The following is a 16,051-nucleotide window of genomic DNA, read 5'->3' as shown; positions in this document are numbered from 1 at the left end:
ATGAAATACGCGGTTACATACAACGGTGATCAATCGGTTTTTGAACTTCAGGCCGACAACCAGCCTCCGATTACTTTTGAAAATCATTTCGCGGTCTTTGAATACCTGAAAGATCGTGGTCTAACGGAACCGGATGGCGATTACATCTACGATCCGGTTCAGAAGCGGTTTATCTTTTCCGGGCAGCACGCTCTATAAATCGCGCTACCGGTTATTTCATCGCCAGGCTGGCGGGCTTGATCCCAAGCCGATCGCACCAGCCCAGAAAAACCGTATAGGTGTTATCCAGAATTTTCATCTGCTCTGCCGAAATGGTTTTAGCTTTCGTTCGGCTGATCAGCTCCAAAGGTACCCCTCTTTTTTTTAGGAAATACTTGGAACTGAGCGGGTAGGAAACGGAAATGATGGGTTCGGTGCGGGCGATTTCGGCCTGAATCCAACTGACATCGGCCGCTTTGGACCGATCGCTGGCGTATTTGCACAGCCAGGCGTGAATTTCGGGATAGAAATTTCCGGAAATCGGTGACATACCCCGGGCGCCTTTCTGGAGCGATTCGGCGGCCGAAGCCGTATGGGCGTTGTAAAACTCGAGTTGCGTGCCGCGCGCGATCTGGAGTTTGGTTTCGATATTTTTAATGTCCTCCGACGTATCCTTGTGGTAAATGAAACGCTTGTTGGAAACGAGCGCCCGGAACACTTCGGGCGAAATCAGTCGCTTGTAGGGCGTCGGGCATTCGTAAGTCCCCACTTTAAAATTGCCGGTCATGGCGAGGAATTTCTCAAAATTCGCCAGCAAAACCTCGTCACTTTCCTGTTTCTCCGCAAAATGGCTCGAAATCAGGATGACCCCGTCAACGCCGGTATCGTGGATTTTGGTAGCAAAATCGGCTTTGGCCTGTAGCGTATCTCCGAACGAACCTGTCGAGACGACGGGCACCCGCCCGTTGACGTAGTTGACGACGTGGCGCGTCAGATCGATGCGCTCCTGATCGCTCAGAAAGTACATTTCACTGCTCAGGCAATTGGCAAAAAAACCTTTGGCTCCGGCCGCCAGGTAAAAGTCGATCAGCCGGGAAACCGCGTCAAAATCAATCCCCGACTGGGAATTGTACGCGGTGATCATTACCGGAACAAACTTTTTTACTTCCGTCTTGAACAACGGGTTGGTTTCGCCGGTCGCCGGATTGGCCGTGGCCGGTACGGGCAAAACCGTCTGGACACCGGCCAGCACTGCCAGGGTTGCCGGAGTCATTTTTTCCAGGAATTCGCGTCGGGAAAGGGAAGGGAAGGATTTCATGGGATGAATAAAGGATCAGGAAGCAAGGAATAGTTAAGATAAGTACTTCAAAAGGAGGCAATCGGCCCTCTCAGGCGTCTACATTTTTTTACCGGTATTCCACTCCATCCGAAGCAAAACCGCTCCCTGGCTGAAACAGGCCGATTCGGGCAAATGAGAATTACTTACTCAGAAGTCAGTCGGCCGTTTTGCAGTTTATTTTTTTTTAATAGAAAGAATCGTAGTACACAATGGGCATATGGGCGTATATGTAAGTAACAGGATGGACACATCGAGTCGCTGGAGTGAACCTGAAATTATTATTGATTATTCCAACCCAACTTTTGAATGAAACGAAAACTAGTACCAGACACTGGGACGCATCGCGCATTTTTCAGCAAGCGATGGACCCTGCTAACCGCCCTGGCCCTTGCGTCGGCTACGGCTCATTCCAATCCGTTATCCAGCCCCGGAGCGCTGGACAAAAAAGGGGAGAAGCCGGAACTGACCCGGTCTTTGCTAAAACCGGTCGAAATGGTTAAAGGACGCGTAACCGACGAAAAAGGCGAGGGTCTTCCCGGCGTTAGTATTGTGGTCAAAGGTTCGCAGCAGGGCACCACGACCGATGCAGGAGGTAACTTTTCGATCAATGTACCTTCTCCGCGTTCAGTGCTGGTTTTTTCGTTTGTCGGTTACACGGCGCAGGAAGTGGAGGTGGCCAACCGATCTACGCTGGAAATCAAGCTTCTGGCTGAAAGTAAGGCCCTGGACGAAGTGGTCGTAACGGCTTTGGGGATTCGCAAGGAGACGAAGTCACTCGGTTATTCGGTTACCAAAGTGGATGGTGAAAATTTTACGAAAACCCGCGAAACCAACTTTGCCAACTCGTTGAACGGCAAAGTAGCAGGGGTCAACATCAGTCCGGCGGCAACGGGACCGGCCGGTTCCAGCCGGGTTACCATCCGCGGAAATACGTCTATTTCGGGAAACAACCAGCCGCTGTACATCATTAACGGCCTGCCGATGGACAATACGCAGTTCGGTGGCCCGAAAAACGACAACCCGGATTTTGGCGATAACATTTCCAGCATCAACCCCGACGATGTCGAGGACGTTACCGTGCTGAAAGGTGCCACGGCAGCCGCTTTGTACGGTTCCCGGGCCAAAAACGGTGCCATCGTCATCACCACCAAATCGGGAAAGGGCAACAAAGGGCTGGGTGTTGAATTCAATTCCAACAACACCTTTGAAGTTCCCTTTTTCCTCTGGCAGTTACAAAAAGAGTACGGCCAGGGCTACGGCGGGGTAAAACCGGCCAGCCAGCAGGATGCCGCCAACCACGGACAGAACCACTGGGGAGCCAAGTACGACGGCTCCGAAACCATTCAACTGGACGGAGTTAAGCGACCCTATTCGTACGTCAAAGATCAGGTACTGGATGATTTTTACGCCACGGGGCATACCAGCACCAACAGCATTTCCTTTTCGGGCGGTGGCGATAAAGGCAGTTTCCGGCTGGGGATCACGGACATGCGGAACCGGGGCATCATTCCGAATGCGACCATGCGCCGGGACAACATCAGCCTGGGACTCAACCAGAATATTACCAAAAATCTGACCCTGTCGGCCAATGTCGATTACATCAACGAGCGCGTCGATAACCGGTACGTCTTTACGGGGAATTCCGGGAACAGTGCCGGAACGATCCTGTACGTCAACAGCAACATGCCGACCAGCGCGTTGTCGCCGGGTTACGACGAAAACTTCAAGGAAAAAGTGCTGGGCACCGACCTGAACGCGACGAACCCGTATTACACGCTGAACCGGATCAAAAACCGCACGGACAAAGACCGGTTTATTTCGACCCTGAACCTGCGGTACAATATCTTCGACTGGCTTTTTGTGCAGGGCAAAGTCGGGCAGGATTATTACGGTTTTATGTCCAACAAGATCGTTCCCGATGGAACCGGTTACCGGCCGGGCGGTCAGATTGATCAGTCCCAGCAGAATTTCTGGGAACGGAATTTTGAAGGAATGATCGGTTTGAACCGGAGCCTGAACAAGGACTTTGACCTGTCGGTGAATTTAGGTGGAAACCTGATGTCGCAGCACCGCTACACCACGACGATTGTCGGCTCGGGGATTGTCGTTCCGCAACTGTTTGTGATCAACAACACGGCAACCAAAAATACCACCACGCAGACCTACGATAAGAAGATCAATTCGGTGTTTGCCACGGCGGAGTTGAGCTACCGGAACTACCTGTATCTGAACCTCACCGGCCGAAACGACTGGTTTTCAACGCTGAATCCGAAGTCGAACAACTTCTTTTATCCGTCGGCCGGGGTGAGCTTCGTGTTCTCGCAGGCCTTTGATATGCCTCAGGCTATTAGCTTCGGGAAACTGCGGCTGGCGTATGCCGCCGTTGGGGGCGATACCGATCCGTATCTGCTTAACCTGACGTATGGCTTGCTGCCGTATAATTACGACGGCCGTTCGCTCGGTACGATCAACCAGTTTACCGTACCCAACAGCAACCTGCGGCCGCTGAGCGTCAACGAGTTTGAAGCGGGTCTGGACCTGCGGCTGTTCAACAACAAGCTGGCTTTCGATATTGCCGCCTACAACAAACTGACGACGAACGACATTGCCGTGGAGAGTATCTCTTCCGCAACCGGTTATTCCGGGGTATCCGTGAACGTGGGCGAAATCCGCAACCGGGGGATCGAACTTCTGACGACCGTCAAACCGGTAACGACCTCCAATTTCAGCTGGGACGTGTCGTTCAACCTGGCGTATAACAAAAGCAAGGTGCTGAAAATATCGAATACGTCGAAGGAACTGATTCTGGCGACGTCGACGAAAGCCTTTATCAAGCACATCGAAGGCGAAGAATATTCGCAGATCGTCGGGCGGACAATCAAACGGGATGCCCAAGGCCGGGATGTGATCGACGCAACCGGTTTGCCGATTGTACCTACCAACGTGGTTTCGTTCGGTTCCGGGATCAACAAATACACGACCGGTTTGATCAACAATTTTACCTACAAAGGCCTCCGGCTGTCGTTTCAGGTGGACGGAAAATTTGGGGGTAAAATTTATTCGGAAACCAATTACAGCCTCGACCACCGCGGCATGTCGCTGGGCTCGCTGCTGGGCCGGGCGAATGGCGCCATTTTGCCCGGTGTAACCGAAAGCGGAGAAGAGAATAAAGTGCTGGTCAGTGCCGACCGCGTCAATAACCGGGCAATTGTGGTTCGGCGACGGGATGCGCTCGACGACTACATTTACGACGCCAGTTTCATCAAACTGCGGTACGTTTCGCTCACCTACAGTCTGCCGAAAGCCATGTACGAAAAAATCGGGTTTGTCAAGGGCGCCAGTGTCTCGCTGGTGGGTCGGAACCTGAGCATTCTGATGAAGCACACGCCCGGTCTGGACCCCGAAACCAACCTGTCGGCGGGTAACGATCAGGGAATCGAAATGACCCCGCTACCCCCCACCCGGAGCTACGGTTTCAACGTGAATTTGAAATTCTAATGGTGCAACGGCTAACAATACTTCCGATGAAAAAAAGATTTTTGATATTCTTCGCTGGCAGCCTGTTGTCCCTTTCTGCCTGTGACAACGGTTTTGAAGAACTGAATAAAGACCCCAATGCGGTTACGGCCGACCGATTCAACCCGGCTTATCTGTTTACGACCGGGCAGTACAACACGGCCAAGGGCGATGAAACCACCAGCCTGAATTATGCCGAGCCGTTCGTTCAGCACATGGCGACGCTGAGCAACGTGGGGATTTTTGATTTTCAGGGTGACAAATATGTTTACCACAAGGGCAATAATGAAGCCATGTGGAAAGGCACGTTCAATGCCATCGCCGGTTCTTCCAAATTGATCGAGGACGTGATCACATTGTCGAAAGAAAAACCGCAGTACTACAATCTGTACCACATGGCCCGGATCTGGAAAACCGTGATTTACCACCGGCTGACGGACATGTACGGCGACCTGCCGTATTTTGAAGCCAACCAGGGGTATTATAAACAGATTTACAAGCCCAAATACGATGCGCAGAAGGATATTTATGCGAACATGCTGAGCGAGCTGGAAGATGCCACCGCCAAGCTTGATGCCAGCAAACCCCTTTTTACGTCGGCCGACATCGCCTACGGCGGAAACATCGCCAAGTGGAAGCGGTTTGGTTATTCGATGATGCTGCGTCTGGGCATGCGGATGTCCAAGGTAGATCCGGCGGCTGCCGAGTCCTGGGTTAAAAAAGCGTTTGCCGGTGGGGTCTTTACCGCCATTGATGATAACCTGTTTATCAAGGGAACCGACAAAAACGGGACGCAGGAAGTGCTGACCAACGGCCAGAGCTGGGTGTTGAGCGTTTCGGGAAGAAGCCCGGGTAAAATCGCCAAGACCTTTTTTGATTACATGAAAAGTCATAACGATCCGCGGCTGAAATACACGGTGGCGGTTTACACGGACCCGACGAATGTAGCGACCAAAAACACGAATCCGGCCGTTCAGAAGGGCATGCCAAACGGTCTGGACCGGATTACGTTGCCGAAAGATCCCAGCTACGATCCGAACGCACCGGGCCAGGAGCACCAGTATTCCGGGGTGAACCGGGATGTGTTTGCCAAGCTGGACGGGCCGAGAATGCTGCTGACGTATGCCGAAGTGCAATTGATGCTGGCCGAAGCCGCTGTTCGGGGCTGGGTGACCGGCGATGCCGCCCAGTACTACCGGAACGGCGTAACCGGTGCTATGAAGATGCTCCAGCAGTACGACGCATCGGCCACGATACCGGATGCGGACATCAACGCGTATTTGACCGCATTTCCGTTTGTGGGCGTTGCCGACAAGGAAAAAGCCTTTGAACAGATCAATTCCGAGTATTGGGTGGCGACTTTCCTGAACGGCTACGAGTCGTACGCCAACGTCCGCCGGTCGGGCTATCCGAAACTGGTTCCGGTCAACTACCCCGACAACGAAACCGGTGGAACCTATCCCCACCGTTTGCGCTACCCGGACGATGAACCGGTTTTAAATGCGGACAATTACAACAACGCAGTAGGCCGTCAGGGCGCTGATAATTATAAAACCCGGGTGTGGTGGGATAAGCAGTAAGCTGAGAAATAATTTACCCCTAAGCAAGGCTGATTCCTGATGGAGTTGGCCTTGCTTTTTCTGTACCATCCGGTCTTTCGTGTGTTGTACGGGCGGTTTTTTGCTTAAAAACTGCCAATGCATTGCAAAACCTGTCTTCCGCTCTATCTTCGTGGAAAGTCACAAAAACTGATGCGGATCATCTATTTATTAATTGCCTTAGGCGTTGCCCTGGTATTTTACCTGAGTTGGAGGCCGAGTCCGATGATGGAACAGGTTTGGTTTATTCCCGATTGGCTGGGGCGCTGGACCGACAAACAGTCCAACGGCGATTTACGAACGGCCGTTCCGTTCGTGTTTTTGGGAGGCCTGACCGGCCTTTGGCTTTTACAAACAAAATCGCCACGTTTATGGTGGTTTTTCGCATTTATTGGCCTGACCATTGTTGCCGTCATTGCCGAAGTAGGTCAGTTGATGCTGCCGCACCGGTATTTTAAATGGCAGGATATTTTGTGGGGCAGCGCAGGAACCGTGATTGGTTTGATTTCAGCCAGCCTGGCCTGGCTTGTTATAAAGCGGTTTAACTGATTTTTATCTAAGGCCGCTTATTTTTTTGTTCATGAAGCGAAATCCAAGGATGGCGTAGGCAACAATAGCCGACGTTTCGTAGAAAGCTTCGAAGTACTCCCGCTGATAAACCCCGGTTTTGTAGTCGGTTACCCAATCGGTAATGGCAAAACAACAGGCTGCACAACAAACCAGAACTCCAATCACCAAAGTGATTGCAATCAATTGACTTTTCATGGGGCTTTACAACTCGGCTGGTTTCAAATGAATCATAGTCCAACTACTTCGTCGGAAATAATATTAACAGCAGAAAAAACGGAATGTTTACTTTTGCCGCTATTCAGCTTAGATTCATTTTTTACCAGGCGATCAAGCAAAGAGTTGTTAAATCCAATTCCTGACAGCCAGGGGAGCAGTTGTACTTCGTTGGCTCTTCTGTAACAGTGTCAGGTTATAGTGATCTTCCAGCAGGTCCTGTAATTCGTGGATAAACTGCATGTACTTCCGGGTCTCCACACAAAGCCAGAAGTTAGTCCCCTGCACCAGCTTCACATCGTTGTAATGCCAGGCATGGCCCGATGTATCGGGATGGAATCCCAGCGAGGTCAGCCATTGTTTGGTGAGTCGGATTGGAGCTGGCCGGACTGCACCAGTCCGCAGGTGCGAATCGGTAAGCAGAACGACCTCCGTCTGGACATAGTAATAGCGGTTCGCTTTGGGCTGACGGGACATGTTGGATAGACTGAAACGGTGTAAAAATAAGCCCGCACAAACTGCGCCATTCGGTTCGTTTGTAACCAAATGGTTAGTTTTCGGTCAGTTAGCGGGCTTCAAAGTAACCTATTCACCGGGCTCAACGTCTGATTCGGCAGAATCCGTTATTTCATTGACATCGTCAATTCCGTGATGGCCGGGATATTGGAATTGTTTTTTCCGGTTATGTAGAGCTTCTGACCATTCGAGAACAGGTTGCCGTAGCTGGGAACATTTTCCAGCTGGATCGGGGCCGTTGCCCAGGTGTCCTTTACCAGATCATAGACGTAGATCGACTGGTTTTGCAGCAGAAACAGGTAATCATTCAAAACCGCCGAGTAGACATTCTGATAACTGCTGGTTACCTCAAAGGGAAGATCTTTCAGCGCCGTCCAGGTGTTGGTTGTGGTTGAAAAGTAAGCTCCTTTCTGCTTTGCTCCCTGACCGCCCAGGGCGTAAATTTTGTCTTTGTAAACCGCTAATTCACTGCTGGTAGTTGCAAAGAGATAATTCGGAACCGTAAACCACTTATCCTGGCTTATGCTGTAATACTTGAAGAGCGTGCTGGGCGTACGGCCTCCCAGAAAATAAATATTGCCATTGAAGTACGTGACGCCCGCTTCTCCGGCATTATCCTTCGCCGTGGTTGGATACGTAATATTTTGCCAGGTGTTCGACGAAGCGGTGTATTTAGTGGCATCGTTGGCAATGAAAAAGATATTGGTTCCATCCGAAACCAGCTTGCTGGAGTAGCCACACCCGCAGACATTACTCGACTTCGCCAGGGCCGAAGAAAACGTATTGTTCGCCAGGTCATAGCGGACAAAAAATTGAGGCTTGGCCGTATTGGAATAATTTCCGAAGTAGATCGAATTACCCACCAGCACGGATTGGATGGGATACGCACCGGCATCAAAGGAGCTGAGGGGCATACTGAGTTGTTTCGCCGTCAGGACGACGTCATTAGCGGTTTTTTCAGGCGTTGCGGATCCATCTTTGTTACTTTTACAACTTCCTACCAGAATGAGGAAAAGGCAGAAAAGGAATGGTTTCATAAGGTCAAAGTAGTAAGAGTGTATTAGATGGTCGAAAATAACCAGAAGAGAAAGAGGGTTTTAGCGTAAAAATACGGGTTTTATCACCCGCACGCCAAAACATGAGGGATCGGTAATTTCGGGCGGTTTTTATCACCCATTCGAGGTTGGAGGATGAATGAAAACTTTACTTGTCTCAAGAAAATTCGGCAGTAGGTAGGCCGGTTCCGCCGGAACGCAGAGGTGGATATTGAGCCCTATTAATATGGATTGTTGAGGTTACTTTCCAATACAGAAAGTAATTGTATCGCATAGTTTGTTAATAATCAAATAGTTAATTATATATTAAATCGCTTAAGGTACAAATAGTAGCCAAAACTTGTAATGATCGTCCTAAATTGAAAAATATTATACAAGTAAATTCAATTCGAAAGTTCAAGACAACAGGGGAGATTTTATAAATTAAAAAATAATTGGTATGACCTTGTGACCTTAGCCTAAATCTTGGACAGTCAAATTAATTTTGGCTATTACTTTAAAGTAATAGCCAAAATTCGAGAAATAACTTCACCAAGTTGATTTATACTCCCTTTAGCAGTAGGAATTTCAACACGACCAATAGCTGGTAAAATTGGTTTGCTATCAAACCAGCGAAAAGGAAAAAGGTGCCAAGATTCAACTGGATATTTTCCGAAATCTTCGGGGTGTAATAAAAAAAGTCCTTTAATATTTGCATCACCACCGCTGCGATGGCAAATTCCGTGCAGATATTTGGGAATCATTGTTTTATAGGTAAAGCGCCGTATAGATTCGACACTTTGATACTTTGCATCAAAAATCATTAAGTTAGATACTTGACTTTCTACTAGTTTGTATTCAATAATAAAATCTGGCTTTAATGGTCTATTACCCCGTGTCCATATAGCTGTCTGATAAGTAGAAGGCAGACTTTCGTAATATAAAGTAACTTCAATACCTAGATGCAATTCAAATAAATACTTGCCTGTATGTTCTGATTCTTCGAAGCTTGCTTTCCCCTGGAAAAAATATGGTATTTTTTTTAGCTTAAAACCTAATTTTTCTAATGCTGCAATTACATGAAACAAACAATATAGTTCATATAACTTATCCATAGACCTTGTACCAAAAAATAATTCATTATCTCCAAAATTCAGGTCAATATCCCGACTAAACCACTCTTGAATAGGATTAAGAATACTATGGTAATGCTCTTGGCTCTGAAACCCTTCTATTTTAGTAGGAAATTCTATCCTTGGCAATGAAACAGGAATATATTGTTGAAAGAAATTCAATGCTGTTTCGCTTTGTCGAATAACTAAAGTACAATCAACAAGTATTTTTCGATAGTATCTTAATAACTGTCTAGTATGTAATGTTCCTATTTGATTTACCTCAAGAGTTAACTGCTGTACTCGGTGGCGGAGCAATAATCGTTGGTTGACAAAAAAACTTTGTATACTATTTAAGTAGCCATGTATAATTTGATTTTCATACACATCTGTGTTTTCTTGCAAATATTCAGTTTGGACTTCAGTAAGCCTATATAAACGATTACGAATACGTAAATCAGCTTTAGTTGCGTTGTTTGTTTGTTCAAGTACTGACATGTTTTCCATGAGCCACTGCAATGAAGATTCATTAGTTTCAACATTATCAGACCAAGGGACTACTTCTTGACGTGGTACCAACCTTGAACGCGGAGCTAATTTGAATAATGGAAGTTGCCGTATCAATATTGTTAGCTCGTTTTGAATTCTTTTTAGCAGCCAAAAAAGATGGTGTCTTTCAATACGATCATTAGTATTTTTAGATTTTACAGATGAGAATGCTTGCCAATATGTGACATTTCTTTCGAATAAATAATCAAAAATATTATTAAGATCATTTGGCCTAATTTTACTTGGAATTACCTCCAATTCTCCAATCTTAAATGGCTTTATACTTGCACTACTTATATCGAGAGAGACTTCGCAGGTTCCAAACTGATTAATAAATATCTTAGCAAATTGTAATCGTTGTCTATTGTTGGGTTCTAACTCAATGTCTGAAAGACAGCGCCCTTCATCTTCATCTTCTAACTCTACATTTTTAAGGCATTCATAAATGAAAATTCCAGTAGTTAATACCGCGACTTGATTTAATTCGTAAGAAATTTCAGAAAGCCACAATAAGGATTCAGGAGGTAATTTTTCCTCACTCTGAACAAGAAAAGCTATAAAGTCATTTTCACTAACAAATGGCTTTTCATTCAAAAGTGAAAATGAACTCTCCGGTTTATATCGCTCAGTCTTTTGTAATACAAGTACGTTCATAATCAAACGAAAAAGCGATAGTTATAATAATTATTTTCTCCATTTTTTATAATACGCCTTAAGCTTATTGAAGACATTGGTAAATATGTATTAATCAAATCATAAAGATCAGTTAATCTTTTTCCAAACTTTTCACCTCTTCCAGCTACTAATGGTAAAACTTGCTGATTGAAGGCGTAATCAAGTGCATTAAACTGATTACCATTGTCTTCAAATATGTGCTGAGCAATAGTACAAAACTTGCTTATATCACGCTGTTTACGAGGATTAATAATGATAGGTGTATCTTCTTCTTCATTCTCTAACAGTAGTCTAATCTCATTGAATAGATTTAGTGTACCACCTGCCATTTCAAAGTTGGTATTAGTAGGATTAAGAATTTGCTCTAATTGGATAGTAGAAAAATAGTCTTCGGGCAAGGGAAGAACAATAGGCTTTGCTATTTTTATTAGATCTTGAGAAGCTGTTAAGCGAATTACTGATATGCGGTCTAGCAAGCGTGGTGAGAATGCTTCTGTTGTATGATCATAGTTAACCGTTGCAATAAATCGAAGGCCCTGACCAATATATAGTTCATCTTGGTCGTTTCCTTTAGGAATTCGGAGAATTCGCTCAGATTCAGGATCGCTAAATCTCATAAAGTCAGACCAATAATGTTCCATAGGACTTAAATTAGCTTCATCAAGAAGTATCCAATAAGGAATGTCTATTCCATTGCGAACCCCAATATCGCATATCTGTAATACATCAAATAAACCGGTACGCGCAGGTTGGAACTGGTTTGATATAGCATTATAGTAACCTATTAAATCACGTTGAGAAGTCCAACCACGCGCTGTAGAAACTGGTAAAAATCTGTTCTGTAAACCAGTAGCTATAGCTAATTTCGTAATTAAGGATGTCTTCCCGACGCCAGGTAAGCCTGCAAAAACAGTTAAAAAATTTTGATTAATTGAAATAAGGTAATTAGCAAGTTCATTGTATTCTACCTGCCTATCTAACTTATGCAAATTTTGTGTAACCTCATTTAAATATTCTTTTAAAGGCAACACATCTTGTTTTAATTTTAGAGAATCTAATAATTTATTAACTTTTGCCTTTTGGTCTTCATCAGAGGTAACAGGAATTATTCCATTTATCCAGTCTACGTAAGGTTTAATATCAAAAAATTTAGATCTCACCTCCTCAGTATTACTAAAGTTTTCTTTTAATTTTTTCAGGCTCTTTTCTAAACCATCTTTCAAATGCTGTTTCTCTTTTAAATCTTTGTCTGTCTCATCGATGAGCCTTTTCTTAACTTCTCGATCAACCTCTAAGTTATGTACATGTTTATCCAGTAATTGGATTTGCATGTATTGTTGTCGCAAATTTACATCATCCAATAATTGATCTATAAATTTTCGTTCTAACTCGGGTAAAGCTTCAATCCTTGTATCTTTTAAATTTTCATTCTTTTGCTGCTCGGCCTGTTCTAAAGCTTCACGTAACTGCTTAAGTTCGTTCTTTGAATCTGGCTGTAATTGTTCATTAATTTTAAGATAATCTTGAACTTTCTTTATACCAATAGGGTTTTCTTCAAGATACTGAGAAATAAAAGTTGGCAACCTTTTAGCAAACCATTCATGGGAATTACTCAGAAGAGATTTTAGTTTCTTTAGCTTTACTTCTTCTAGACTAGGTTGACTCGTAATTGCATCAACAGCCTTCTTTAATTTATTAACATCGCTTATTATAGATTCATCAATAATTTTTTTAGCCCAATCAAGCAAATCCGTTGCAGATCCATAGTAAATACCTTCTTTAAATACTTGCTCATCATTTAATAATGCATCAACACTTATTAAGTATTGATAATTCCCTTCTTGATATATGTGTAGTTTTTTTTCAGCATCCGAAACCTTAACCTTGAAAATACAATACCCATGATCTGCTTCTGCTTTTAATAAGAGATTAACTCCATCCTCATCCTCATCTTTTTTTGAAGAAAAGTTAAATGGCCCATATAAGTATTCATTTGTTTTTAAGAATATATCATTTAGTGGCGAATCATTTTGCCAAATCCAATATTCTCGATTTGCATCAAAAGAGCGACTCGAATTAAGTATACGGCAAAACTCATTATTAATTGGCGCTTGTGCCTTGTCACCAGTAGTTGACCATTGAGAGCTACCTTCATTATCAGGCCTATGGTTAGTATTTGTTTCGCAGGATAATACAAATAACTCATTAGAGCCAAATTTTGTATTAATAGTATCATAACCTCGGTGCACAAAAATGCACTCGTTATTAGGAAACTGCTTTTTTAGGTCAATTATGGGAATCCATCTATTATTATCTTCTACAAAGACAGGTGTTACGTAACCGATAGTTGGGTTATTTGGATTAACTCGTTCCTTTTTTACGATTGTTCTCATACAGAAGATTTGTGTTAATGAATAATAAAATAATAAAATAGGGGAAATTTTGACCTATTTAGAGATTGTTGGCTGACTTTCCAATTAATTAGCATTATAAACTTTCAATTTATTTAATACAATTCTTTGTGTCGGAGGGGCCAATCATACCGGGGAAGGTCCGATTCGAAAGAAAGAAGAAATAAAGGGTATAAATCAAAGGAGGAGGCACTTTGATAAAAGTATCGGCGTAAATCAGCTACCGTACCGCCCTTCAGATAGCGGTTTGAATAGTCACGATTACGGATTTGAATAGCATTTAAGGGTACGGCTTCATACCGCTCATCCTCAATATCAATACTGCCTATGGCACTGTATGAATAGCAAGGCTGCTTTTTAGCGTCAATCTCATCAAATCGACGTAGGCAGCCTTTCAGCGGAATATAGTCATCTTTTTTACGGTTTATGATGCTTTCGGAAGGCATAACCGATAGGTTTAAAAGCAAAGGGGAACAATGAGGTATTTTAACAAATCCAAATACCTCAAGAAAGGGCATCGCTTTTTTCCGCTGCTCACGGTACATTTCCTGCAAAACTCCGTTTTTCCCTTGCAAGAACCTTTCTAGCACCTTCAGTTTTTCAGCCCGTTTCATCGTTACTATTTTCGGTATTCTATTCGTCCATCCGGGTAACGGTCGTAGCTTTTGCTGGTCCCATCACTGTAGAGGGAGATATGAAATGTTGCTTGGTTCGGATCATAGGGTATTGCCGTTTTCTCATCGCCTAAATTCAATGTCAGAAAGATAGGCTCCTGGCTTTTTCGAAAGTCACTTACCTGTTTTGGCGTCATTGTCCCCTGCAATGCACTCGATACCAGCTTAATTTTTTCGGCTCTGGTCAGAAATGGCATGGCGGTATTTATCTGCATGTGCTCTTAATTCCTCATCACTCATTGCTTTAAAATCAGGTAAGGGAGGGGGCATTTTTCCCGTTTGCCTAAATACCCTTTGCCGGACTCGTTCGTGTTCGGCCTTCAATTCTTCATCCGTCATTTTGGACGGGTCACGCTCCCGGTTGTCATAAAGCGTATGTAATGGACCTGGCTTGCCATTGATCAATTCATGCAGGATCTTCATTTTTTGAGAACGGCTAACCTGTGAAACTCTCATGCTTAATCCAGTTTAGCCATTGCCTTCTCTAACAGGTCGTCAATCTGCTCATCGGTCAGCGTAGAGAGGTCAATTTTCTGTTCTCGCTGTTTGGGTAGAACGTATTCCATAAATTTCAAATAAGCTGTTACTCGGTCTTTCGGCTCCAATGTCTCTAGGTCAGCTTGAATCGTATCAAACTGTTCATCGATCAAAGTAGCAATCTTGCTCTTTATATCGCTGGCTGTTCGGTTGGTGCTCCCCGGCTTACGTCCCCCCGTTTTTTCGCGTCCTTTTTCAAACTTCATAGCTACTCTATTTCTTCTCTAATTTAGAGAAAATAAGGCTAAAAAAGAAGTTGAAAAGAGGATCAGTTTCTTAAAAATTAACACTATAATGTTATTTTATTTTTAAAACGGAGCAATGGATATCTATTTAGATCGTTAGCAATACTTTTGGTCTTTTTCCGCCTAGTTGTCCTGCTGGTTAAAATACAAAAGCATACTATTGGTTCTATAACAAGATATTATTTTATACCGAAATCGAAGCCAAATAAGAAACAAAAGATTTGAGGATTATTCGATAACAAAAAATATACAGAGTCATTATTTTATTCTATGACTGTTTAATAGAGTTTTCGCATTAAGTCCATGTAGCCATATGATTTCCAATATTCTTCAAGTCCGGCAAATCCTAAAGTCACAGGATTTTCTTCAAAACTCCAAAATTCATTTGGCTGTTTCTTATAGTCGTCCAGTGCTCTACTAAAAACATCTGTCGTTCTCAATTCAATATTACTGGTCAAATTGTGATAGGTTCTCCACTTCATAGCGTCTTCATTATCCCATTCTTTTTTGTCACCCGCAACAAGTATGAACCGAAATTTAGCAACTGCTCCAAAAATTCGCTTTTTCTCTGATTGATTTTCGTGAAAATATCTTTGCCAAGTTTTAACTTGTTCAATTGCTCCGTTTAATTCTGATGCCGGCTTACCATTAACATTAAAAATTCTCATTTTGGGTTTCTCAAGCTCCATTAATACCCATTCAGGTCCGTCAGAATTATCATTTAGCCAAGCATAGTCACACCTAAATTTTCCACCAAACGAGATTTCTCTGAAAATAGGTTGTATACCACCTTTTCTAGAATACAAGTGAAAAAATAAAAAAGAATTGTCTTTTAAAACTTTCAATAAGTTAGTTTCGGAATTATTGTCAAAAGCGGCTTGTAAGTCTGCCTCAACTTTAGGGATGTCCCAAACTGGGAGTTTATTATCTTCCATCTACATTGTTTTAGTTTGGTTTCACTATATAGCATATATATTAGTAGATTTACGCTGCAACCCACCAGAATGATTAATAGTAGCTGAATTTTTGGTTACCATTTCACAAATCTAATGTTATTATACACCCATAATTCTCTGGAAATAA

At 43.9% G+C, this 16,051-nt stretch carries 14 protein-coding genes; 4 read left to right on the top strand and 10 right to left on the bottom strand.

Annotated elements, in window-relative coordinates:
• Positions 1-198 carry a hypothetical protein gene (locus GJJ30_RS00790; RefSeq protein ID WP_154172158.1) on the top strand — a complete coding sequence of 66 codons (198 nt, stop codon included), beginning with the start codon at positions 1-3 and terminating at the stop codon, positions 196-198.
• A gap of 13 nt (positions 199-211) precedes the next feature.
• On the opposite strand, the gene GJJ30_RS00785 is transcribed toward GJJ30_RS00790, so the two are convergent.
• Positions 212-1,297, bottom strand: a complete 1,086-nt coding sequence (locus GJJ30_RS00785; RefSeq protein WP_154172156.1) for a dihydrodipicolinate synthase family protein — start codon at positions 1,295-1,297, stop codon at positions 212-214.
• A gap of 327 nt (positions 1,298-1,624) precedes the next feature.
• Between GJJ30_RS00785 and GJJ30_RS00780 the strand changes: the two genes are divergently transcribed.
• The 3 genes from GJJ30_RS00780 (at position 1,625) to GJJ30_RS00770 (ending at position 6,981) form a co-directional block, all read left to right on the top strand.
• Entirely contained in the window at positions 1,625-4,816 is a 3,192-nt protein-coding gene (locus GJJ30_RS00780; protein ID WP_154172154.1) for a SusC/RagA family TonB-linked outer membrane protein, read from the top strand.
• A gap of 26 nt (positions 4,817-4,842) precedes the next feature.
• The gene (locus tag GJJ30_RS00775) at positions 4,843-6,414 is read left to right on the top strand and encodes a SusD/RagB family nutrient-binding outer membrane lipoprotein (protein ID WP_170299084.1); all 1,572 of its coding nucleotides are present in this window, start codon (positions 4,843-4,845) and stop codon (positions 6,412-6,414) included.
• 171 nt (positions 6,415-6,585) lie between these two features.
• A complete protein-coding gene (locus GJJ30_RS00770) occupies positions 6,586-6,981 on the top strand; it encodes a VanZ family protein (RefSeq protein ID WP_170299083.1) in 396 nt (131 codons plus the stop codon).
• Positions 6,982-6,984: 3 nt separating this feature from the next.
• On the opposite strand, the gene GJJ30_RS00765 is transcribed toward GJJ30_RS00770, so the two are convergent.
• From GJJ30_RS00765 to GJJ30_RS00725, 9 genes are all read right to left on the bottom strand, one after another.
• Positions 6,985-7,197 carry a hypothetical protein gene (locus GJJ30_RS00765; RefSeq protein ID WP_154172148.1) on the bottom strand — a complete coding sequence of 71 codons (213 nt, stop codon included), beginning with the start codon at positions 7,195-7,197 and terminating at the stop codon, positions 6,985-6,987.
• Positions 7,198-7,344: 147 nt separating this feature from the next.
• Positions 7,345-7,692, bottom strand: coding sequence for a hypothetical protein (locus tag GJJ30_RS00760; protein ID WP_154172146.1), 348 nt, complete (start codon positions 7,690-7,692; stop codon positions 7,345-7,347).
• A 146-nt stretch (positions 7,693-7,838) separates the two neighbouring features.
• The gene (locus GJJ30_RS00755; protein WP_154172144.1) at positions 7,839-8,768 is read right to left on the bottom strand and encodes a Kelch repeat-containing protein; all 930 of its coding nucleotides are present in this window, start codon (positions 8,766-8,768) and stop codon (positions 7,839-7,841) included.
• Between the two features lie 509 nt (positions 8,769-9,277).
• Positions 9,278-11,080, bottom strand: a complete 1,803-nt coding sequence (locus tag GJJ30_RS00750; protein ID WP_154172142.1) for a nuclease domain-containing protein — start codon at positions 11,078-11,080, stop codon at positions 9,278-9,280.
• Positions 11,081-11,082: 2 nt separating this feature from the next.
• Positions 11,083-13,494: a DUF8727 domain-containing protein gene (locus tag GJJ30_RS00745; protein WP_154172140.1), complete on the bottom strand. Its 2,412-nt coding sequence runs from the start codon at positions 13,492-13,494 to the stop codon at positions 11,083-11,085.
• Positions 13,495-13,607: 113 nt separating this feature from the next.
• Positions 13,608-14,126, bottom strand: coding sequence for a hypothetical protein (locus GJJ30_RS00740; protein ID WP_154172137.1), 519 nt, complete (start codon positions 14,124-14,126; stop codon positions 13,608-13,610).
• 225 nt (positions 14,127-14,351) lie between these two features.
• The gene (locus tag GJJ30_RS00735) at positions 14,352-14,642 is read right to left on the bottom strand and encodes a hypothetical protein (RefSeq protein ID WP_154172135.1); all 291 of its coding nucleotides are present in this window, start codon (positions 14,640-14,642) and stop codon (positions 14,352-14,354) included.
• A gap of 2 nt (positions 14,643-14,644) precedes the next feature.
• Positions 14,645-14,929, bottom strand: a complete 285-nt coding sequence (locus GJJ30_RS00730; protein ID WP_154172133.1) for a hypothetical protein — start codon at positions 14,927-14,929, stop codon at positions 14,645-14,647.
• A 317-nt stretch (positions 14,930-15,246) separates the two neighbouring features.
• Positions 15,247-15,903 carry a Shedu anti-phage system protein SduA domain-containing protein gene (locus GJJ30_RS00725; RefSeq protein WP_154172131.1) on the bottom strand — a complete coding sequence of 219 codons (657 nt, stop codon included), beginning with the start codon at positions 15,901-15,903 and terminating at the stop codon, positions 15,247-15,249.
• Between the last annotated feature and the right edge of the window lie 148 nt (positions 15,904-16,051).

This window comes from Larkinella terrae, from assembly GCF_009668025.1.
Classification (GTDB): Bacteria; Bacteroidota; Bacteroidia; order Cytophagales; family Spirosomataceae; genus Larkinella; species Larkinella terrae.
This window is presented reverse-complemented; position numbering and strand designations above follow the sequence as displayed.